Annotated in this window: 21 protein-coding genes and 1 rRNA gene; 11 read left to right on the forward strand and 11 right to left on the reverse strand. The window is 32.1% G+C overall.

Annotation, left to right across the window (positions count from 1 at the left end; translation table 11 throughout):
* A 16S ribosomal RNA gene (locus EG814_RS18665) occupies positions 1-106 on the reverse strand; the annotation flags it as partial.
* A 1,287-nt stretch (positions 107-1,393) separates the two neighbouring features.
* Here EG814_RS18665 and thrS point away from each other — a divergent pair.
* From thrS to EG814_RS18715, 11 genes are all read left to right on the forward strand, one after another.
* Entirely contained in the window at positions 1,394-3,340 is a 1,947-nt protein-coding gene (gene thrS, locus EG814_RS18670; RefSeq protein ID WP_125723399.1) for a threonine--tRNA ligase, read from the forward strand.
* Between the two features lie 16 nt (positions 3,341-3,356).
* The gene (gene infC / locus EG814_RS18675) at positions 3,357-3,911 is read left to right on the forward strand and encodes a translation initiation factor IF-3 (RefSeq protein WP_125723400.1); all 555 of its coding nucleotides are present in this window, start codon (positions 3,357-3,359) and stop codon (positions 3,909-3,911) included.
* Between the two features lie 100 nt (positions 3,912-4,011).
* A complete protein-coding gene (gene rpmI / locus EG814_RS18680; RefSeq protein ID WP_026727505.1) occupies positions 4,012-4,209 on the forward strand; it encodes a 50S ribosomal protein L35 in 198 nt (65 codons plus the stop codon).
* Positions 4,210-4,310: 101 nt separating this feature from the next.
* Entirely contained in the window at positions 4,311-4,655 is a 345-nt protein-coding gene (gene rplT, locus EG814_RS18685; RefSeq protein WP_035649542.1) for a 50S ribosomal protein L20, read from the forward strand.
* A 150-nt stretch (positions 4,656-4,805) separates the two neighbouring features.
* The gene (locus EG814_RS18690) at positions 4,806-5,378 is read left to right on the forward strand and encodes a Crp/Fnr family transcriptional regulator (RefSeq protein WP_125723401.1); all 573 of its coding nucleotides are present in this window, start codon (positions 4,806-4,808) and stop codon (positions 5,376-5,378) included.
* Between the two features lie 165 nt (positions 5,379-5,543).
* Positions 5,544-5,978: a carboxymuconolactone decarboxylase family protein gene (locus EG814_RS18695; RefSeq protein ID WP_125723402.1), complete on the forward strand. Its 435-nt coding sequence runs from the start codon at positions 5,544-5,546 to the stop codon at positions 5,976-5,978.
* 216 nt (positions 5,979-6,194) lie between these two features.
* Entirely contained in the window at positions 6,195-7,868 is a 1,674-nt protein-coding gene (locus EG814_RS18700) for a tetratricopeptide repeat-containing sensor histidine kinase (protein WP_235831009.1), read from the forward strand.
* Positions 7,869-7,987: 119 nt separating this feature from the next.
* A complete protein-coding gene (locus EG814_RS18705) occupies positions 7,988-9,655 on the forward strand; it encodes a tetratricopeptide repeat protein (RefSeq protein WP_125723403.1) in 1,668 nt (555 codons plus the stop codon).
* Between the two features lie 7 nt (positions 9,656-9,662).
* Positions 9,663-10,331: a DNA-binding transcriptional response regulator gene (locus EG814_RS18710; protein ID WP_125723404.1), complete on the forward strand. Its 669-nt coding sequence runs from the start codon at positions 9,663-9,665 to the stop codon at positions 10,329-10,331.
* Between the two features lie 143 nt (positions 10,332-10,474).
* Positions 10,475-10,642: a hypothetical protein gene (locus EG814_RS21055; RefSeq protein ID WP_164515346.1), complete on the forward strand. Its 168-nt coding sequence runs from the start codon at positions 10,475-10,477 to the stop codon at positions 10,640-10,642.
* A 68-nt stretch (positions 10,643-10,710) separates the two neighbouring features.
* Positions 10,711-11,514 (forward strand): endonuclease/exonuclease/phosphatase family protein, encoded by an 804-nt coding sequence (locus EG814_RS18715; RefSeq protein WP_125723405.1) that lies wholly within the window; start codon positions 10,711-10,713, stop codon positions 11,512-11,514.
* On the opposite strand, the gene EG814_RS18720 is transcribed toward EG814_RS18715, so the two are convergent.
* From EG814_RS18720 to EG814_RS18765, 10 genes are all read right to left on the reverse strand, one after another.
* Complete coding sequence (locus tag EG814_RS18720) at positions 11,515-12,774, reverse strand: asparagine synthetase B (protein ID WP_125723406.1); 1,260 nt, start codon at positions 12,772-12,774, stop codon at positions 11,515-11,517.
* 346 nt (positions 12,775-13,120) lie between these two features.
* Complete coding sequence (locus EG814_RS18725) at positions 13,121-13,786, reverse strand: response regulator transcription factor (RefSeq protein WP_125723407.1); 666 nt, start codon at positions 13,784-13,786, stop codon at positions 13,121-13,123.
* Positions 13,787-13,902: 116 nt separating this feature from the next.
* Positions 13,903-14,715 (reverse strand): sensor histidine kinase, encoded by an 813-nt coding sequence (locus EG814_RS18730; RefSeq protein WP_125723408.1) that lies wholly within the window; start codon positions 14,713-14,715, stop codon positions 13,903-13,905.
* Between the two features lie 104 nt (positions 14,716-14,819).
* Positions 14,820-15,560, reverse strand: a complete 741-nt coding sequence (locus tag EG814_RS18735) for a hypothetical protein (protein ID WP_125723409.1) — start codon at positions 15,558-15,560, stop codon at positions 14,820-14,822.
* A 70-nt stretch (positions 15,561-15,630) separates the two neighbouring features.
* On the reverse strand, positions 15,631-16,263 hold the full coding sequence (locus EG814_RS18740) for a hypothetical protein (RefSeq protein ID WP_125723410.1): 633 nt from the start codon (positions 16,261-16,263) through the stop codon (positions 15,631-15,633).
* Between the two features lie 22 nt (positions 16,264-16,285).
* A complete protein-coding gene (locus tag EG814_RS18745) occupies positions 16,286-16,636 on the reverse strand; it encodes a hypothetical protein (RefSeq protein ID WP_125723411.1) in 351 nt (116 codons plus the stop codon).
* Between the two features lie 132 nt (positions 16,637-16,768).
* Positions 16,769-18,310: a replicative DNA helicase gene (dnaB, locus tag EG814_RS18750; RefSeq protein ID WP_125723412.1), complete on the reverse strand. Its 1,542-nt coding sequence runs from the start codon at positions 18,308-18,310 to the stop codon at positions 16,769-16,771.
* Positions 18,311-18,450: 140 nt separating this feature from the next.
* On the reverse strand, positions 18,451-19,404 hold the full coding sequence (locus tag EG814_RS18755) for an acetyl-CoA carboxylase carboxyltransferase subunit alpha (RefSeq protein WP_125723413.1): 954 nt from the start codon (positions 19,402-19,404) through the stop codon (positions 18,451-18,453).
* Between the two features lie 112 nt (positions 19,405-19,516).
* The gene (locus tag EG814_RS18760) at positions 19,517-20,407 is read right to left on the reverse strand and encodes a DMT family transporter (RefSeq protein ID WP_125723414.1); all 891 of its coding nucleotides are present in this window, start codon (positions 20,405-20,407) and stop codon (positions 19,517-19,519) included.
* Positions 20,394-21,482, reverse strand: a complete 1,089-nt coding sequence (locus EG814_RS18765; RefSeq protein WP_125723415.1) for an LptF/LptG family permease — start codon at positions 21,480-21,482, stop codon at positions 20,394-20,396. Before EG814_RS18765 ends, EG814_RS18760 begins: the two co-directional genes overlap by 14 nt.
* Positions 21,483-21,547: the final 65 nt, after the last annotated feature.

The following is a 21,547-nucleotide window of genomic DNA, read 5'->3' on the forward strand; positions in this document are numbered from 1 at the left end:
GCACCCGTGCGCCGGTCTCAAGGCCCGAAAGCCTCTACCCCTCGACTTGCATGTGTTAAGCCTGCCGCTAGCGTTCATCCTGAGCCAGGATCAAACTCTTCATCGTATATTTTTATAATGTATATTCGATGCTTCTCTTTTTGGCTTTCTCGAATCTTCCGACTCTACTGCTCTTATTTCTTTTGTTCTGAAATCTCTTTCAGAACGGCTGTCAATTCAATATGTCTACGAACATGTCTTTCTTTTGTTTCGCCTGTATCTCAAAGCGGGTGCAAAACTAAAGATTCTTTTTGTTTCCTGCAAGAAAAATTTAAATATTTTTGAAACTTTTTTTTCGCCTCTCTTTTTCTATTTTTCTCAACAATCTCTCAAGGAACTTTCCCTGTTTTGCGGGGTGCAAATGTAAAAAGCATTTTCAAATCTCGCAAGCTTTTCTGGATCTTTTTTTAGAAAATCGCTTTTCTTTTGATTCAGTGCCTGCCACTATTTTGATGAACGTTTTTCGCTGTTGCGGGTGCAAAAGTACCACCTTTATTTACATTTACAAGCTTTTATTTTACATTTTTTCCATCTTTTTTATTTCTTTTTCTTAACTCACTGGCAACCCAATCTTTACAATTCAACTTTTCTGCTGAGCTGTGGGGTTTTTCTGCGTTTTGTTTCTTTTTTGATGGTTTTCGGCTCTTTTGGCATGTCGTTTTTATTGGGTTTTGACTTTTTTCAAGCCTTTTTTGTTCTTTTTGCAGTATTTGCTTCTTCTGAAAACAGCTGCCCTAGCCCCGATAGTAGCGGAAATCCTTTTGTCTGGTTTCTTTAGCCAGACAAAAGATTGAAGCGGATAGCGGGATTAAGCTCCTTATTATTATCAAATCTTTAAATTCCAAATCCCAAACCCGAAAGGCTTCGCTGCGCTCAGCTACACTTATTTTATTGCTGCATACTCGAATAATGCAGCTTAAGACGCACTCCGGTCCGCTTCTACAAAAAATTAGAATCTATACATATTGTACGCAGAAACAAACCTAACAGGTTTTGGAAACCTGCTGGGTTGGATGCCGATTATTTAGAAACGGATATAATCAAGCTGTGAAATTATCCCTGGCTTGCATCCTCTCCTTATATAGTATTATATAAAAAACAAACCAACAGGTTTGGAAAACTGCTGGGTTGGATTCCGATTATTTAGAAACGGTTATAATCTAACCATTAAACTACCCCTAGCCTGTATTCTCTACTTATATAATATTATGTAAAAAACAAACCCAACAGGTTTGGAAATCCGTCGGGTTGTGGACTAGAAAAATCACTCTTATATATAATAGAGTAAAGTTGTACATATATATTGTATGTATTTTTGTAATACTGTATATTTGCATTCACAAAATTATAAACAATGATCAAGATTACTTTACCCGATGGGTCAATTAGAGAGTTCGCTTCGGGCGTAACTCCAATGGAGGTCGCTAAAAACATTAGCGAAGGTTTTGCTAGAAACGTGATTTCTGCATCTTTTAATGGTACAACTATTGAAACCGAAACTCCATTAACGACCGACGGTAATCTTATATTATATACTTGGAATGATGCGGAAGGTAAAAAAGCTTTCTGGCACTCTACTTCGCACGTAATGGCGCAAGCTCTTGAGGAATTGTACCCGGGAATTAAACTAACTCTTGGACCTGCAATTGCTAATGGGTTCTATTATGACGTGGATTTTGAAGATCAGAAAATTTCTGAGGCTGATTTTAAGAAAATTGAGGATCGTATTCTTGAGATTTCAAGAGGAAAGTATGATTTTAAAATGCGTCCTGTAACTAAAGCAGAAGCATTGGAAATGTACAAAGATAACGTTTACAAGACTGAATTGATTTCAAATCTTGAAGACGGAACGATTACATTCTGTGATCACGCTACTTTTACTGATTTATGTCGCGGTGGACATATTCCGAATACTGGAATTATCAAAGCTGTAAAAATTATGAGTGTTGCGGGTGCTTACTGGAGAGGTGACGAGAAAAACAAACAGTTGACTCGTGTTTACGGAACTTCTTTTCCTAAACAAAAAGATTTGACTGAATATCTTGAACTTCTTGAAGAAGCAAAACGACGCGATCACCGTAAATTAGGAAAAGAGCTTGAACTCTTTGCTTTCTCTCAAAAAGTAGGTCAAGGCTTACCGCTATGGTTACCAAAAGGCGCTGCTTTAAGAGATCGTTTGGAACAATTTTTAAAGAGAGCTCAAAAAAAAGCGGGTTACGAGCAAGTTGTTAGTCCGCATATTGGTCAAAAGGAACTTTATGTTACTTCTGGTCACTATGCAAAATATGGGGCTGACAGTTTTCAGCCAATTCATACTCCTGCGGAAGGTGAAGAGTTTTTATTGAAACCAATGAACTGTCCTCACCACTGTGAGATTTACAATGTAAGACCTTGGTCTTATAAAGATTTACCAAAGCGCTATGCTGAATTTGGAACAGTATATAGATATGAGCAATCTGGAGAATTACATGGTTTAACTCGTGTTAGAGGGTTTACTCAGGATGATGCGCATATTTTTTGTACTCCGGAGCAATTGGATGAGGAATTCAAAAAAGTAATTGATCTTGTTCTTTATGTATTTGGTTCGTTAGGTTTTGAAAACTTTACTGCTCAGATTTCGTTGAGAGATCAGGAAGATAGAGAAAAATATATTGGTACTGATGAAAACTGGGAAAAGGCAGAAAATGCTATTATCAACGCAGCAAAAGACAAAGGCCTTAATACTGTTGTAGAATATGGTGAAGCTGCTTTTTATGGTCCGAAACTGGATTTCATGGTTAAAGATGCTTTAGGAAGACAATGGCAATTAGGAACAATTCAGGTAGATTACAACTTACCTGAGCGTTTTGAATTGACTTATAAAGGTGCCGATAATGAACTACACCGCCCTGTGATGATTCATAGAGCTCCTTTTGGATCTATGGAGCGCTTTATAGCAATTTTGCTTGAGCATACAGCAGGAAATTTCCCACTTTGGCTAATGCCTGAACAGGCTATTATCTTGTCTTTGAGCGAGAAATACGAAAATTATGCTAAAAAAGTTTTAGATTTGCTAGAAAATCACGAAATTCGCGCCCTAATTGACAACCGAAATGAAACTATCGGTAAGAAAATTAGAGATGCAGAAATGCAAAAAATCCCATTTATGCTTATCGTTGGTGAGGAGGAAGAGAAAAACGGAACCATTTCAATTCGTCGTCACGGACAGGAAGGAAAAGGAAACATCACAGTTTCTATCGAAGAATTCGCTTCGATTGTAGACGAAGAAATAAAAAAGACATTAAAAGTATTTACAGTTTAACTTAAATTAGAAAGTCATAGCAATAAAAAGTAACAGAGGTTTTCAACCTCGAGTAGAAAAAAAAGATGCGCACAGAATAAACAATCTTATTCGTGTTCCAGAAGTACGTCTTGTAGGTGAAAACATTGAGCCTGGTGTATTTAAAATAGCAGATGCGTTACGTTTAGCTGACCAATTTGAATTGGATTTAGTTGAAATTTCGCCAAATGCAGAACCGCCGGTTTGTAAAATCATGGATTACAAGAAATTTGTTTACGAACAAAAGAAGCGTGATAAAGCATTAAAAGCTAAATCATCTCAGGTTGTAGTAAAGGAAATTCGATTTGGACCTCAAACTGATGAGCATGATTACGAATTTAAAAGAAAGAATGCTGAAAAATTCTTAAAGGAAGGATCTAAATTAAAAGCTTTCGTTTTCTTTAAAGGGCGTTCTATCATTTATAAAGATCAAGGACAAATTCTATTATTACGTCTTGCTCAAGATTTAGAAGAACATGGTAAAGTTGAAGCTATGCCTGTTTTGGAAGGAAAGAGAATGATTATGTTCATTGCTCCGAAGAAAAAGAAATAGTAATCAGTTTTTTAGTATCAGTGTTCAGCTCGAACATGAAACTTTAAACCTGAAACTAAAAAATATAAGTAAGTAAGAATAAATTAAAACACTAGGAAAAATGCCTAAAATGAAAACAAAATCTAGCGCTAAGAAACGTTTTAAAGTTACTGGCTCTGGAAAGATTAAAAGAAAGCATGCTTTTAAAAGTCACATCTTGACTAAAAAATCTAAAAAACGTAAATTAGCTTTGACTCACTCAGCGCTAGTTCACCAAACAGATATGAAAAGCATCAAACAACAATTAAGAATTATCTAATAATTCTTTAGGTTAAAAAATTATTTATATAACCTTGGAGTATGGCTTTGAAGTTCCTTTGATTCAATTCAGGACGCCTGCTACAAAAACACATTAAAATTATGCCAAGATCGGTAAATTCAGTTGCTAAAAGAGCAAGAAGAAAAAAAATAATGAAGCAAGCCAAAGGTTTCTTTGGAAGACGTAAAAACGTTTGGACAGTTGCTAAGAATGCAGTAGAGAAAGCAATGTGCTACGCTTACCGCGATAGAAAACAAAACAAAAGAAATTTCCGTTCTTTATGGATTCAGCGTATTAACGCTGGAGCTAGATTAGAGGGAATGTCTTATTCTCAATTCATGGGTAAAGTTAAAGCTAACGGAATCGAATTGAACCGTAAAGTTCTTGCAGATTTAGCTATGAACCACCCAGAAGCTTTCAAAGCTATTCTTAATAAAGTAAAATAAAACGTTTTATAAACTCAATTTAAGATTACTTACTTATTATATAAAAAGCCATTCGTTAACACGAATGGCTTTTTGCTTTTAAGAAGCCTGAAAAGCCAATATCTAAAATTCAATATAAAAAGCTAAATTTACTTTAAAATCTCATCTTAAATGCAGAATCCAATTCTAAATCATATTCAAAAGTTTATTAATCTGGAACCGTCAGAAATTGATCTATTAGAATCATGTCTGGCTATTTCTCAAATAAAAAGAAAAGAACATGTTTTACAAGAAGGCCAAATATGCAATACAATGTATTTTATTGTAAAAGGCTGTATGCGTCAGTATATTATTAACTCAAAAGGTACAGAGCAAACATTACAATTTGGCGTAGAAAATTGGTGGATAACCGATTATTTGAGCTACCATAATCATATCCCTTCCCATTTTTATATACAAGCTGTGGAGACCAGTGATGTAATCGCTATTGAAAAATCGGTTTTAGATTCTATTTTAATTCAAATTCCTAAACTTGAAAAGTATTTTAGAATTGTTGCACAAAAAGCATTTGGTGCAGCACAAATGAGAATTAAGTTTTTGTTTACTATGTCTGCAGAGGAACGTTATAATCATTTTAAAAATCAACAACCTGATTTCGTACAGCGTGTTCCACAATATATGCTTGCCTCCTACTTGGATTTTTCAGCAGAATTTATGAGTAAAATTAGAGCTGGAAAAGTTTAGTTCTAAGATACTAAGCCTCTAAGTTGCTAAGCTACTAAGTTGTTGGAACCTATTTTTTTTTGAAAGACTTATAAACTTAGCAGCTTAAGTAATTTCTTGAAGTAGTTCAAGTTTTTGAAGGTATACATTGCTGACCTTTGTAATGAACTTTAAAAACAAATAAAAATGAAATCAAGAATTGTTATTCCGCAAGTTGCTCCACAGGCTTATGAGGCTTTAATGAATTTAGAAAAATATATTTCTTCTACCTCTTTAACTACTGAACATAAAGAATTAATTAAAATACGAGCTTCTCAAATTAATGGTTGTGCGTACTGTATCAATATGCATACTGCAGATGCTAGAAAATATGGCATTTCTGAACAAAGAATTTATCTTATTAGCGCATGGCGTGAAGCTGATGTCTACAGTGAAGAAGAAAAAGCAATTTTAGCTTTGACAGAGCAAGTGACTTCTATCGCTAATCATGTTTCGGATGAAGTTTATCAAAATGCAGCACAATTATTTGATGAAAAATATCTTGCCGAAATCATTCTAGCCATCATTACTATTAATTCATGGAATAGACTTGCAATTACTACCGGAATGAGAGCTGTATAATTTTATAAGGATAAAATTTACAAACTCACAACCTCGCAAAGCCCTTGACTATTAAGGGCTTTTGCTATTTATCTAAAAATGAGAATCAAAAAATATGAAAAATTTAAATAATTTAAAATACCGTATTTATACTCTTTTATAATTTGCAGAATTATTTATTTTTGGCGCATGATACCAAAAAAAATACAATTTTTACTATATACACTTCTAGTTTTCATGGCCTTTTTTGCCTGTGAAAATAAAAAAAAGAATAGAGTGAAAATTGCAAGTGACAATACCAAGATTGAGAAGGCGATACATGTAGCCGATTCTTTCTACAAGAAAAAAGAGTTCGATAGCGCATTTTATTTTTATAATAAAGCCAGAACAAAATGTAATCCGAACAGAGATGCAAAAAAGTATGTTTATTGCATGTATTATATGTCCGAAATTCAACAGGATCATGAAGATTATATCGGGAGTACTACTACTGCAAATGAAACAATTCCTTATTTAAATAAAGTAAAAGATCCTAATTATGTATGGAATATTTATAGTGTTTTAGGGAGAAACTATTATTACACTTATGACTATCCAACTGCTGTTTATTACTATTCTAAAGCATTTACTTTAAATACCGATAGAATAAACAAACTTGAAGCAAAAAATAATATAGCTGCAATTTATATTAAACAGCATCGGTATAATAAAGCTCTTCAATTATTTTTGTCAATAAGTAAAGAAAAGATTGTACAGCAAAACCCGATATATTATTCAAAAATACTGGATTATATTGGCATTTGTTATTTCAAACTCAAGAATGAGAAAGCTTTGGCTTTTTTTAAAAAAAGTATACAGATAAACACTGAAACAAAGTATGAAGATGGTTTAGGCAAAACATATTATAATCTTACAGAATATTACCGTAACAACAAGGCATTATCGATGATGTATGCCAAATTAAGTTACAAATATTACACATTATCTGGCAATACAGATGATCGCTTACTTGCTTTGCAGTTTATTACAGAAAATAATAGTTCGGATATTGAATCTAAAAAAAATGCACTTGTTTATATAAAAATAGCAGATAGTATATATAGAGAAAGACAAAAAGCTAAAAATCAGTTTGCAAAAATTAAATATGACTCTAAAAAAGAACAAGAGGAAAATTTAAAATTAAGTGTCCAAAAAATTAAAAACGAACTTCAATTAGCAAAACAAGAAAGAAGAAATATTACTTTTTACATCATAATTTTAATAGCATCTTGTCTAATTGTCTTTCTCTATATTTTTCTAACTGTAAGAGCAAATCGCAAAAAAATTGAAGCTACTTACAAAAGTGAAACCAAAATTTCTAAGAAATTACACGATGAGCTTGCTAACGATATTTATCATGCACTTGCATTTGTAGAAAACAAAAATCTTTCATCAGAAGAAAACAGAATTCATTTATTAAAACGATTAGAAGGTATTTATTCGCGTACAACAAATATTTCCAAGGATAATAATCTAGAAACGAGTTCTCAAAATTTTATCGCTTCTATTAAAGAGATGATTTCTAGTTTTAATACATCTCAAGTTAATCTTTTAATAAATGGTCTGGATTGTATTTCTTGGAGTGACATTGATAAAGATAAAAAAACAGCAGTTTATCGTTCGATACAGGAATTGCTAGTAAATATGAAAAAACACAGTGATGCAAGCTTGGTTGGAATAACTTTTAAGGAATTAGACAATTTTATAATCATTAATTACACAGACAATGGAAAAGGAGCTGACACAAACAAAATGGCTATAAAAAATGGGTTGAAAAATATTGAGAATCGAATTGGTTCCATTGAGGGCGGGATTGGAATTTATTCAGATTTAGGGAAAGGCTTCAAAGTACAAATCAAATTTCCAGTATAATGCTAAAAAAACTACTTTACTTTTTTCCAAAAAAAAGCCTCATTTTCTGCCTTTTAACTTGCGGGGTAGTTCTAGCACTTTGTTTGTCTCTGAAATTTACAGACCCTAAAAAACTACCTTTGAGTTACGCCAAAACCGACCGTTTATCAGAAATAAAAAAAACATTGGCAAAGGCACATGCTTTTTCGAAAGTTGAAAAAGGTGACAGCGCTTATTTTTATTTCAATAAAACTCAATTGTTATGTGAGCCAAAAGAGGACTATGCCGATTATTATGTGGAATCACTAAATCATATGGCAGAAATTTTACAAAGACAAGGTGACTATTATAAAGTAGAAACTATACTCGTAAAAGCTTTACCATACTTAGATAAGACAACAAATGTAAAATATGCCGTTAACACTTATACGTTTATGGCCTACAACTATGATATTACTTATGATAATGAAAAAGCATTATATTATCATAGAAAAGCATTAAAGAAGGCCTTCTCTACATTTAGAAAATCTCGTATAATATCTGAAATTGCCTTTGTTTATGTGCAGGAAGGAAAATATCAGGAAGCTGTTGATTTACTAGAACCTATAGCCTGGCTGAATATAGAGGACAAAATTACTCCTTCAAATACAGGTTTTCAGCGCAGTGCTAAATTGTACAATTTGGGTCTTTCCTACCTCTATCTTGGAAATCATAAAAAAGAAGCTTTTGACTGCTTTACCGAAAGTCTAAAAGTCGCTCTTACTTTAAATGATGACTATGAACTAATTACCTCCTACTATGCTCTTTATAAATATTACGAAAAATACAATAATCCTAAGCTGAAAAAAATTAATATTGAGAAAGCGTATTACTATGCTAAAAAGTCAAACTCTAAATCCTACGCCGTTAGCATGTTAGGTTGTTTAATTGAGGCAGACAATGCCGCAAATTCAAAAAAGAATTTTAAAATTTATAGTAGAATGCTTGACAGTCTTATTGTGAGCAGAAAAAAAGCAAAAAATCAGTTTGCAGATATTATATATAATTCACAGAAAGATAAAGATGAAAACTTAGAGCTTAAAAATCATAAAGCCGAAAACGAGTTAAAACTACAAAGGCAAAAAAACAGAAGCTATATATCTTATATAGTAATTTCAATTAGTATTATAAGTTTAATATTTATATTTTTTTACATAACTATAAAAGGAAAAAAAGAAAGAAACAATGAAGTTTTCAAGAATGAAATGCGTATTTCTGAAAAATTGCAGTTTGAACTCGAAAAAGACATTGATAAAATTTTGTTGTTTACAGAAAATTACGATCTAGAAAAAGAAGAAAATAAAGAAAAACTTCTATCTCATTTAAACAATATCTATCTAAAAACCAGAAATATTTCTCGAGAAAATAGCGAAATAGCTACCGATGAAAATTTTGAAAAGGCGCTTAAAGAAATGATTTCTGGATATACCAACCAAAACATAAATATAATAATAAATGGTTTGCATACTTTTTCGTGGTGTAAAATTGCGCGAGTGAAAAAAATTACTGTTTTTCGTGTTCTTCAGGAAATTTTTGACCAGATGAAAACACTAAATAATGCTTCGTTAGCAAGTATAACATTTAAAAAAGAAGAAAAAAATATCTTGATAATGTATAGTGATAATGGCAACGAAATCAGCTCAAAAAACATTGTTTTAGAAAAAAGACTACAAAATGTGGAAAACCGTATTAAAACAATAAAAGGAACACTTAATTTTGGCACATATTCCGAAAGCGGTTTTAAAATAAGTTTCAAATTTCCAATATAAGACATCTATGTTTAAAAAAGTTTTAGTTGCCGAAGATCTAGACAGCATCAGCATTGCAGTTGTTCAAGTACTTGAAGAGTTACAAGTTCCTGTAATCCATCATGTGAAATATTGTGACGAGGGTTTGCTCAAAGTAAAAAAGGCATTGGCTGAAAAAGAACCTTATGATTTATTGATTACAGATTTGTCTTTTAAGTCTGATCATAGAAAAGTAAATTTAAATAGTGGTGATGAACTTATTGAAGCCATAAATAAAGTACAGCCAAAACTTAAAAAAATTGTTTTTTCTATAGAAGACAAAAGCTACAGAATTAAATCTTTATTTAATGATTTAGGAATTAACGCCTATGTTACAAAAGGAAGAAACAGTATTTCTGAGTTAAGAAATGCTATTAAAAGTGCTTTTAACAACGAAGAAAAAATTCTTTCTTCAGATTTGTCTTTTAGTTTTAACGATAAAGCGTTAATAGAAATTGAATCGTATGATATTTCTATTTTAAAACTTTTATCTCAAGGATATATTTTAGAAAGCATTTCTAAAGAATTTAAAGATTTATCTATAACTCCAAACGGAACAAGCAGTATCGAAAAAAGAATCAATAAACTCAAAATTTACTTTAAGGCAAACAACAATGTGCATTTGATTGCCATTGCAAAAGATTTCGGATTGGTGTAATTTTTATAGCTTTACGGGTTTCCGTAAGGATTACACTTTTGATTCTGCTAAATTTGTGAGAATCTATTAACTGACCAATGAAACCAAGAAGTAAAGCAAGTATTATCTTCTCTAAAATTAATACTACCCAAAATAAAATTATAATGAAAACAATGTTACTTTGCCTTTTTTTATCGATAAGTTTTGCCATTGTTTCTGAAAGAACAGGCTGGCTAGAAATTGACTGGAAAATAATTTTTATTCCAGCATTATTAGTATTGCAAATTATAATTATCGGAACTGCGTTAAAAAATCGATACAAAAAACATTAATTAATTTTAAGTCAGGCTTAATTATTGCAAGAAAAGAAGTTTTATATCTTAGCTTCTTTACATTTTACATGAAAAATACTCTTAGCCTATTCTTATTATTATTTGCATTTATATCTTTTTCGCAAACCAAAGTTGTATCATGGAATATAGAAAATTTTGGAAAATCTAAATCTGATATCCAATTGAATTATATTGCCAAAACAATTTCAAATTACGATATAATTGTAATTCAAGAAGTTGTGGCCAGAAACGGTGGTGCACAAGCTGTAGCTAAACTTGCCGAATTGCTTAATCAAAAAGGTAATAAATGGGATTATAAAATAAGTGACCCAACTTCTAGCAGCAGTTACAAAACAGAACGGTATGCTTTTATTTGGAAAACTCACAAAGCTAAATTAAAAAATAAGCCTTGGTTGGAGAAAAAGTTCAGCCTAGAAATTGATAGAGAACCGTATTATGCCACTTTTGAAATTAATAATAAAACAATAACGCTTGTTAATTTTCATGCGATAACGCAAAAGAAGCAGCCCGAAACTGAAATCAAATATTTCAAATTTTTACCAAAAGAATATCCTAATTTAAATCTGGTTTTCTTAGGTGATTTTAATTGTCCCGAAAAACATTCCGTTTTTAATCCGTTAAAAAAAATGGGATATGTACCTGTACTAAAAAATCAAAAAACGACTCTTAAGCATGCATGCAAAAACAATATTTGCCTAGCATCTGAATTTGATAATATTTTTTACAATGCAGCTACTTTAAAAGTGAGAAACTTTGGAGTCATCAAAACTTACGAAGATTTCGATTCACTTCAAAATGCTAGAAAAGTATCCGATCATATTCCGATTTGGTTTGAATTTTCTTTAAACTAATTACGTTTTAAGTTTCTTTTTTCTAGCAGCCGGAAATAAAACATTGTTTAATATCAACCTATAACCTGGCGAATTTGGATGTAAATCTAAAACCGTTGGCGGGTCTCCAACCTGATGCTGAAAATCTTCTGGATCATGACCTCCAAAAAAAGTAAACATTCCTTTCCCTTTTTCACCATGAATATATCTTGATTCTCCGTTTAATTCGCAAGTCCCCATAATCAAGATATTCGATTTTATTAAAGAAGTATCAAAAGAAGTGGTCTGCCCCATAAAACCTTTTACCAATTGCGTATGATTTTGGCATAACATACTCGGGATCGGATCCCATTTTGCAGAAAATTCCATTAAAGTAAAATAATCTTTATCCATCACGATACGTCTTTTAGTCGTCATATCGATATCTGAAAATTCATAAACTTCAGGTCTTCTTTCTAAGGTAAAGTTTTTAAAAGCAAAAGAATTATTATAGTTTAATTTTGACTGATAATTAGATTCGCTAGGATCTCCGTCAAACATAGTTTCGCAAATATCTACTCCGTCGGCGGCAAGTGCAATATCAAAACTATCTGTAGCAGAGCACATAGCAAACATAAAACCGCCACCAATTACAAAATCTCTAATTTTTTTTGCAACTGCTCCTTTTTCCTGAGATACTTTCGCATATCCTAATTTGGCCGCCAAAGCTTCAGCATCTCTTTTTTGGTCGATATACCAAGGTGTATTTTTGTAGGCTGCATAAAACTTTCCGTATTGTCCAGTAAAATCTTCGTGATGCAAGTGAAGCCAATCGTACATTAATAATTGATCACTTAACACTTCTTCGTCATAAATTGGAGTAAAAGGAATTTCGGCATACGTTAGAACCAAAGTTACAGCATCATCCCAAGGCTGTTTTCCTTTTGGCGTATAAACCGCTATTTTAGGAGCTTTTTCTAAAATTACAGATTCCATGTTTTGAGAAGGGCTCGAAATTTCATTTAAGATCGATGCCTGCTCACTATCGGAAATCACCTCAAAACTCACTCCTCTTATTTTACATTCTTTTCTAATCTCATCTGCATCTGGAAGTAAAAAAGAGCCTCCTCGGTAATTTAAAAGCCAGCTTGCTTTATAATCTCTGCTCAAACACCAATATGTAATTCCGTACGCTTTTAAATGGTTTTGTTGCGTCGATTCGTCCATCGGAAGTAAGATAAACGAAGCCTTTACATTAAACGTAACTAATAGTATAAAAATGTAGAATAAACTCTTATTCATTAGAAAATTATTTTAGTAAAGATATAAAAGGCTATCGCAAAAAAAGAATACTTGCGTCCTTTTCTAGAATAATAGCATGTTAAATAAAAAAGTATTCAAAAAAGAGGATTAGCAACAATTAAAAAACAGGTAAAAATACCTATACTTTGGAAGAATATTCTCTATATATTTGCTATCCCAGGTTCACAAAACTAATCGCTGTAAAAACAACCAAACTATGAAGTTTAATGAAAGTAACAACCAGCAAAAGGGTCTGAATATAATTCAGAAAATAGGTTTATGTGTCCTAGTAATAACAATCATATTGTATTACGTATTGTCAATTCAGTTTTTGACAGCCTAATTTTTAGATTGTCAAAACTGCTAATTCGTTCTGGATAGCATAAACTACCAAACCTGCAATATTTCGAGATTCAGTTTTGAGCAATAAATTATTTCGATGCCCTTCTATGGTTCTCGGACTTAAAAAAAGATGTTCTGCAATTTCTGCGGTAGTTTTCTGCTGGCAAATCAATTGCAGAATTTCTATTTCGCGAGGCGAAAGAAAATTTGTTTCTAAACCCCCTCTTGCATTTTTGGGCGAAACTATTGTTTCCTGAATTGTTTTTAAAACATTTTCGTTATAATAGAATCCTTTTTTAGCTACTTCGTTGATTGTATGAATTAAATCTTTTGGAGTGGTGTTTTTAATTAAGTAAGCCACTGCCCCAACTTGAATCATATTGGCGATAAAAGATTTGGTGTCGTAACTTGTTAATGCTATAATTTTTATATCGGGAAATATCTTTTTAATAATTTTGGTAGCTTCGACTCCGTTTAAGACTGGCATCTTCAAGTCCATTATTATGATATCTGGTTTAATTTCCCTTTCGTTTAATTGAGAAATAAGCTCATCTCCATTCGAGGCTTCAAAAATAATTTCTATATTTTCTTCTCTTTGTAGTAGAAAAGAGATTCCTTTTCGAAACAAAATTTCATCATCGACTAGAGCAATTTTGATAGCAGCATTCATCTTTATTTGATTTTGGTCGTTTAGTTTGGTTTGTCGAAATTACAAAATATGATTTAGAAAAAATCTAAATAACTTATTTTATTAACTAAAAACCCTCCAAATTAGACAAATTTAACCTAGAAAGTAAAATTTACAGCAATTCCATTATTAATTTCTGACTTAATTTCTATTGTTCCTTCTAAAAATGATATTCGGCTATCAATATTTTTCATTCCTAAACCTTTTTGGTTTTCGGCATTCGATCCGTCAAAACCAATTCCGTTATCTTCGTAATTGCAAGTATTTATTCCTTCATTATAAAAAAAAGAAATCCAAATTTGTGTGGCTTTTCCATGACGAAGCGAATTATTCATGAGTTCCTGAAGAATTCTAAAAACATGCAAATGACGGTCTATGTCTTTGTCATGAAAATCAATCTCATTTTTATAATGTGTTTTAACCGATTTGCTAGATTCAAATTCTTCACAAAGTTCTTCAATACCTGCATGCAAACCAAATTTTTCAAAAACTGGCGGTAGCAGATTGTGGGCAATTTTTCTGGAATTATCTAATGCCTTGTTGGTTAAATTGATTATATTATCTGTAATCTCGGCAGTTTCGCTTTCAGTAAGATTGGGTGCCGAAAGTAAATGAGTATTTAAAGAAACAATATTTAATTTTGAACTAATATCGTCATGAAGATCTTGCGCTATTCTTTTGCGCTCTTCTTCCTGTGTTACAATAATGGCGTGTAATTGCTCTTTTTGATAACGAAGTATTAATTCTATTTTCTCTAGCTCTTTCTGAATGATTTTTTTTCTAGAAAAGTAAAAGAATATGATTAATGCTACTGCAACAATTATAAAAAACAACGAGATATATAATATTATAGCTACGAGCTCTTTTTCTGGAACATTATTTATATTTAAAAAAACCGAAGCGCTTATCATATTACAAATTATCAAAATTAGACTTGAAAATCATTTTCAAATATGTATATAAAAATCTCTATCAGGTTATGATAGAGATTTTACAATTTTAAAACTATCTTCTATTAATAAGGAGGACTTGGTCTTGCCCCGTCATAAACATCCCCTGCATCTGCGGTTTTTGATGTTAATGATGAGCTTACAATACGATTGTTTTTGTCCATTCCTATCAAGTAAGTAGTTACTTTCCCTTCTGGGTTAAGCCCTAGGAAAACACCAATGTTTTTATTAGAAGCTTTTTCCAGCAATTCTTTTACAACTTCGACTTCTAAAGTGTAATAATGAAATCTGTCATCCTCATAAGAAGTCACTTTATCAAGATCTGAAACTGTTTTTAGTTTATTTTTCCATGATGTAATTCCGTCATAAGCCACAGAAGGATCCATAAGGTGAGCATTCAATACAGCAGAACTCTTTTGGGTGCTCACTGAAGAATTGTCTAAAACACTCAGCTGAGCGTCTAAATTAGAATCTTTCAGAATCTTAGAGTCAACAAATCCAAATTCATTTCGATCTTTATCAACTCCGGAAATAGTAAGCTGAATAGTGTTTTCATCATAACCTAAAACAAAACGTACAAATGTAACATTCTGATCTGCAACAAGGGTTTTAAGTTCTGCCGAAGAAAATAAATAGGCAGAAACCTGTTGCTGCGAATTTGCAAATTTTGCATTCAGATCGGCATCAAGCCAATTTTCCTGTTCGGTTTTTACAGCTGCAGAAGCATCTTCCTGAGAATTGTCTCTTTGGCAGGAAAAGGCAAAAATTGCAGCCGCAAGGGTAATCAATACTTTTTTTTGGTTCATTATTTAAATATTAAGGGTTAATAAAAACGTGTTAAAAAAATAATAAAGAGCGTTTTTTTTAAAATAAAAATTAGTTTTCAAAAGACTTTTTAAAAAAACTTACTTTCCATTCATGCAATATAACTAATTGATAAACTAAAAATAAAAAAGCATTTAATTTCCATGAAAAATATTTAACATCTAAACTTAATGTTAATGTTAGATTTCCAATTAAATACAAAACAGTAGATCCTAACATAAAAAAAATGACAGCTATTGTTATATAATAATAAACTTTCTTTTCAGTAAGCATATTGTAGAAATGTAGTAAGCCGAAAATGACACAACTCAAGGACGTTAAAGTAATAGTAAATAAGTTAAATTTTAAAAATTCTTTTGGCTCTAAAAAAAATTGAACGCAAAAAATTACTATTCCCACTGATAAAATGCTTTTTACAAATAATTTTTGGCTTTTTATTTTTATTAATGAATTATAAAAAAAACCCAATAAAACCATTTGGCCTATAATAAAAATATTAACTAAAAATAAATTATTAAAATGCAAATGATATAGTAACTCCATTGACATCTGCATTATAAATGCAAAAACTAAATAGGCAACAAAAAAACCATTAACTTTTTCCTTACGGAAAAAGCTAATGGAGTATAATATTAGATTAATTAATAAAATCAAATAACCTGAATATATTAAAAAATCAGCCATTCTTGAAATAGTTTATTAAAAATCAAAAAGGAGGACTTGGTCTGGTACCATCGTACACAATGTCATCAGCAGCTTCGCAGTCATCATTTTTATCTGCTTTACCGTAAACATTGATGTACTTTTTCTTTTCTGCATCATATTTGGCTCCGTTAAAAATTAGCGTTCTCTCTTTATTATCGTTTATACCGATATAAGCCCAAACTGCTTCTGTTTCTAGCGCTAGCACTTTTTCGAGACTTTCTCTTGGTATCAAGAAAGCTTTTACTTTTCTGTTTGCATCTTCGATTGTGGTATCACCCTGATATCTCTTTTCCCACTTCTCTGCGGTTTCTAAAGGAATCTGAATAGGTCCTGGAAAAGTTTCTTCATTCATAATTTAAATTTGTTATTGGTTAATATTTAAAAAAATTAATAGTTTATATGGTTTAGCTAAACTACTGATTTTTATTAGAAAAATAACTTAAAAACATAAAAAAAGCCTTAATAATAAGGCTTTTTATTTTTTTTAGAATGGAACATCGCTGTCATCGTCGTCATTTAAATTACTTCCGAAGGCTTCATTAGCTGAAGGCAGATTATTAGTAATAAACGGATTATCATCATGATTCATTTTTGACGGTAAATCATCATAGCTACCGGTAAATTCGTCAAGATTATCAAATTTACCTAAATGTCCTAAGAATTTCAAACGAATGTTCTCAATACCACCGTTACGGTGTTTTGCGATCATAATTTCGGCCTGACCCGCAGTTGGCGAAGCCTCTTCATCATCCCATTCTTCAATTTTGTAATATTCTGGTCGATATAAAAATGAAACGATATCGGCATCCTGCTCAATTGCACCAGATTCACGAAGATCCGAAAGTAAAGGCCTTTTACTAGAACCACGAGTCTCTACCGCACGCGACAACTGAGAAAGTGCAATAACTGGAACGTTAAGCTCTTTTGCCAATGCTTTTAAGTTTCGGGAAATTGTCGAAATTTCCTGCTCACGATTTCCTCCACCTTTATTATTTCCTCCTGCAGTCATCAACTGCAAATAATCTATAATAATAATTTTAATACCATGTTGCGATGCCAAACGACGACATTTTGCTCTTAAATCGAAAATCGAAAGTGACGGTGTATCATCAATAAACAAAGGTGCCTTTTCTAAATCTTTCACTTTAGTACTCAACATTGTCCACTCATGAGCTTCTAATTTTCCGGTACGTAATTTTTCTGAAGACAATCCTGTTTCAGAAGAAATAAGCCTTGTAATTAACTGAACCGATGCCATCTCTAGAGAGAATAAAGCTACTCCGTGACCATATTGAATAGCAATATTTCTGGCCATAGAGAGGACAAATGCCGTTTTTCCCATCGCAGGTCTTGCCGCAATGATAATTAAATCAGAAGGCTGCCATCCAGATGTTAGCTTATCCAGATTATGAAAACCAGTTTCTACACCACTTAATCCTTCTTTTTTAGAAATTTCTTCAATTTTCTTTTTAGCTTGTAAAACCAAACTCTGTGCAGTTTCAGAACTACGCTTGATATTTCCTTGCGTTACTTCGTATAATTTTGATTCTGCTTTATCCAATAAATCAAAAACGTCGGTACTTTCATCATACGATTCTTCAATAATTTCTGAAGAAATTCTAATCAAACTTCTTTGAATAAATTTTTGTAGAATTATACGAGAGTGAAATTCGATATGCGCTGAAGAAGCAATTTTTTGAGTAAGCTGAATCAAATAAAAATCTCCACCCGCCAAATCCAACTTTCCATTTTTCTTTAACTGAGTCGAAACCGTTAAGATATCGATTGGCTGCGTTTCGGTAAAAAGCTGTAAAATTGCTTCAAAAATATGTTTGTGTGCATCTTTGTAAAAAGCGTCGGGCTGTAAAATGTCAATTACATCGTCTACCCCTTTTTTATCAATCATCATTGCTCCCAATACAGCTTCCTCTAGATCAAGAGCTTGCGGTGGCAATTTTCCTTTTTCTAAGTTAATAATTGTGGTTTTGTCGACCTTAACAGGGTTTACATTTTTGAAATTTTCCATATAGCGAAAGTAGCAAAATTTAAAAAAAATCTGCTATCGAGTTATAACTAGTTTTTTGTTTATAAATAAGTTTTTTTGTTGATAACCAAAAAAAAATCCGAAACCGCAGGGCTTCGGATTTTTAATGATTTGATATGAATTTACTCTTTAAACTCGCCCATATTACTGTATTTGTCCATTCTTTGGGCAATTAAGTCGGCTGTTGATAAGTCTTTTAATTCATTATATCCTTTCGTGATGTATTCTGCTACTGTTTTAAAAGTAGTTTCTCTGTCATAGTGCGCTCCGCCTAGTGGTTCTGGGATTACATCATCAACTAATTTTTGCTTCTTCATGTCAGAAGAAGTTAATTTTAAAGCTTCTGCTGCACGCTCTTTATACTCCCAGCTTTTCCATAAAATAGAAGAGCAAGATTCTGGAGAAATTACAGAGTACCAAGTGTTTTCTAACATGTAAACACGATCTCCAACACCAATTCCTAAAGCTCCACCAGAAGCACCTTCACCTACGATAATCGTAATGATTGGCACTTGCAGACGAACCATTTCAAAAATATTTCTGGCAATTGCTTCTCCTTGTCCTCTTTCTTCAGCTTCAAGCCCTGGGTATGCACCTGGAGTGTCTACTAAAGTAAGAACTGGAATTCCAAATTTCTCTGCCATTTTCATCAAACGCAAAGCTTTACGGTATCCTTCAGGATTAGCCATACCAAAATTACGGTATTGGCGTGTTTTAGTATTATAACCTTTTTGCTGACCAACAATCATAAACGACTGTCCGTTTATTTTACCAAGACCGCCAACCATCGCTTTATCATCTTTAAAACTTCTATCTCCATGAAGTTCTAAAAAAGTATCGCCGCAGATTGCTTTGATATAGTCTAAAGTATAAGGTCTATTTGGGTGTCTTGACAATTGTACCCTCTGCCAAGCCGTAAGGTTTTTATATATATCTTTCTTAGTTTGCTCTAATTTCTTGTTGATTTCCTGACAAGTCGGAGTAACATCAACGTCAGATTCTTTCCCAATAATAACGCACTTTTCTAACTGGTCTTCAAGTTCTTTAATTGGAAGCTCAAAATCTAAATATTCCATGGATTTTTGAATTTTGTTTGTAAATCGAACCGCAAATATAAAAATATTATATCATTGGCGAAGTTAATTGTTATTTAAAGTATAAAAATGCAATTTAAAAATAAGGAAACTATTACAAGTTTTCTTTCTTTTTCTGATAATGTTTGAAAACACCATTTAGGATCACGGTTATAATAATTATAACAGCTCCGATGTAAAACTCAACACTCATTTTTTCTTTTCCTCCTAAGATAAAATAAGCCAATACTATTCCGTAAACTGGCTCCAAATTAGTGGTTAACATTACGGTGTAAGGCGTTAGTCGCTGCATTACTTTTACTGAAGCCGTAAAAGCATAAGCTGTACAGATCGAAGCCAAAAGCAATAATAAAACCCAGTTATTTAAAGACAATTCGAAGAAATCGGCTGTAAATTTTCCTTGAAATAAAAAATAAATCGTGATAAAGAAAACGCCCGCTCCAAACTCATAAAAAGTAATAACAGAAGGTTCGTGATCTGAGATTAATTTTCCGTTCATTAACGTAAATAAAACGCCTAAAATAATTGCTGCCAAAGCATAATAAACTCCTGTAAGATATTTTATTTCTACCTGAAGAATCAAACCTAAACCTGCAATAATTACCAATCCGAAAAAAACTTCGTACCAAAGCACCTTTCTTCCATAAAATAAGGGTTCTAATAAAGAGGCAAAAAATGCTCCTAAAGAAAATATGGAAAGTGTAATGGAAACATTGGAAACATGAATCGCTTTAAAGAAGAAAATCCAATGAAGAGCAATCAGTAAACCGACAAAAATCAACTTAAAAAGTTCTTTAACCGGAACTTGAAAAGACTGTTTTTTAAAAGCAATAAATCCGCCAAGAAAAATCATGGCAATCAGCATTCTGTACCAAACCAAATTATCTGCATCTATTGTAATTAGAGCGCCCAAAATGGCTGTAAAACCCCAAATAAAAACAATTAAGTGAAGATTTAAATAACTTTTTAAATTATCGTTTCGCATTACGTAATAAATAAACTGCTAAAATTCCGAAGACAATATTCGGGAACCAGACAGCCAATAAAGGTGAGAAAGTAGATTTTTCGGCAAGCGTTCCAAAGATTTTATCAAAGAACACAAAAGAGAATGCAATTGCAATTCCAATAGCAAGATTCATCCCCATTCCGCCTCGGCGTTTCATAGAAGAAACCGAAACCGCAATAATTGTTAAGATAAAAGCAGAAACTGGTATGCTATATTTTTTGTAAAGAACAACCAAATAGGTATTTATATTTCCAGAACCTCTTTTTCTTTCTTTTTCGATAAAATCAATTAATTTACCCAAAGTGAGTGTTTCTGCAATATAAACAACTGGCGTTAAATCGGCCAATTCAAATTTAAAAGGCACATGTTTTTCAGGTGCTTTTTCGATAACATCATTTAAATCTCCAACCGTTCTTTTTGTGTAATCGTATAAAATGTAAATCTTCTTCTTAGGATCCCATTTAATACGGCTTGCAGTAATTTTATACGTTAATTTTTCTTTTTCAAAATGTTCTAAAGAAAAGTTGAAAGCTGTTTTTGATTCTTCATTAAAGCTGTTTACGAAGATAAAATCATTATCATTTATCTGTCTGAAAACGTTGGTATTTTCGCCCCGCATGAGCTGTTTACCGTTTCCTTTCAAATACGTATACCTAAAATTATTATACCCTTCACTTGCCGCGGGAACAATAAAAAATCCCATTAGCAAAACAAAAATAGAAACGATTGTTGCACCTATTATATAAGGTCGTAAAAATCGCGTATAGGAAATTCCCGAACTTAATATCGCAATAATCTCTGTATTGTTGGCCAGTTTTGAAGTAAACCAAATAACCGACAAAAACAGAAATATAGGAAATAATGAGTTTATAAAGTAAATCGTGAAATTGTAATAATAGAAAGCAATATCACCAAATGGAATCTTATTTTCGAGCATTTTATTCACTTTCTCAGAAACGTCAATTACGATTCCGATTGGCGCAAATAAAAGAAGCATCACAGAAAAAGTTCCGAGATATCTTTTTAAAATGTATTTATCTATTATTGACAGCATATGTTTTTGTTTGTTTATTTTGTTTCAGGTTTCAAGTTTCAAGTTCTCTTCAGAACGTGAAACTT

Origin of the sequence: Flavobacterium ustbae (assembly GCF_003946915.1) — a bacterium.
GTDB lineage: Bacteria > Bacteroidota > Bacteroidia > Flavobacteriales > Flavobacteriaceae > Flavobacterium > Flavobacterium ustbae.

Excerpts from the sequence above, each read along its gene's own strand:
- thrS (WP_125723399.1), top strand. The coding sequence starts at position 1,394 with ATGATCAAGATTACTTTACCCGATGGGTCAATTAGAGAGTTCGCTTCG.
- rpmI (WP_026727505.1), top strand. The coding sequence starts at position 4,012 with ATGCCTAAAATGAAAACAAAATCTAGCGCTAAGAAACGTTTTAAAGTT.
- rplT (WP_035649542.1), top strand. The coding sequence starts at position 4,311 with ATGCCAAGATCGGTAAATTCAGTTGCTAAAAGAGCAAGAAGAAAAAAA.
- EG814_RS18690 (WP_125723401.1), top strand. The coding sequence starts at position 4,806 with ATGCAGAATCCAATTCTAAATCATATTCAAAAGTTTATTAATCTGGAA.
- EG814_RS18695 (WP_125723402.1), top strand. The coding sequence starts at position 5,544 with ATGAAATCAAGAATTGTTATTCCGCAAGTTGCTCCACAGGCTTATGAG.
- EG814_RS18700 (WP_235831009.1), top strand. The coding sequence starts at position 6,195 with ATGGCCTTTTTTGCCTGTGAAAATAAAAAAAAGAATAGAGTGAAAATT.
- EG814_RS18710 (WP_125723404.1), top strand. The coding sequence starts at position 9,663 with ATGTTTAAAAAAGTTTTAGTTGCCGAAGATCTAGACAGCATCAGCATT.
- EG814_RS21055 (WP_164515346.1), top strand. The coding sequence starts at position 10,475 with ATGAAAACAATGTTACTTTGCCTTTTTTTATCGATAAGTTTTGCCATT.
- EG814_RS18715 (WP_125723405.1), top strand. The coding sequence starts at position 10,711 with ATGAAAAATACTCTTAGCCTATTCTTATTATTATTTGCATTTATATCT.
- EG814_RS18720 (WP_125723406.1), bottom strand. The coding sequence starts at position 12,774 with ATGAATAAGAGTTTATTCTACATTTTTATACTATTAGTTACGTTTAAT.
- EG814_RS18725 (WP_125723407.1), bottom strand. The coding sequence starts at position 13,786 with ATGAATGCTGCTATCAAAATTGCTCTAGTCGATGATGAAATTTTGTTT.
- EG814_RS18730 (WP_125723408.1), bottom strand. The coding sequence starts at position 14,715 with ATGATAAGCGCTTCGGTTTTTTTAAATATAAATAATGTTCCAGAAAAA.
- EG814_RS18735 (WP_125723409.1), bottom strand. The coding sequence starts at position 15,560 with ATGAACCAAAAAAAAGTATTGATTACCCTTGCGGCTGCAATTTTTGCC.
- EG814_RS18740 (WP_125723410.1), bottom strand. The coding sequence starts at position 16,263 with ATGGCTGATTTTTTAATATATTCAGGTTATTTGATTTTATTAATTAAT.
- EG814_RS18745 (WP_125723411.1), bottom strand. The coding sequence starts at position 16,636 with ATGAATGAAGAAACTTTTCCAGGACCTATTCAGATTCCTTTAGAAACC.
- dnaB (WP_125723412.1), bottom strand. The coding sequence starts at position 18,310 with ATGGAAAATTTCAAAAATGTAAACCCTGTTAAGGTCGACAAAACCACA.
- EG814_RS18755 (WP_125723413.1), bottom strand. The coding sequence starts at position 19,404 with ATGGAATATTTAGATTTTGAGCTTCCAATTAAAGAACTTGAAGACCAG.
- EG814_RS18760 (WP_125723414.1), bottom strand. The coding sequence starts at position 20,407 with ATGCGAAACGATAATTTAAAAAGTTATTTAAATCTTCACTTAATTGTT.
- EG814_RS18765 (WP_125723415.1), bottom strand. The coding sequence starts at position 21,482 with ATGCTGTCAATAATAGATAAATACATTTTAAAAAGATATCTCGGAACT.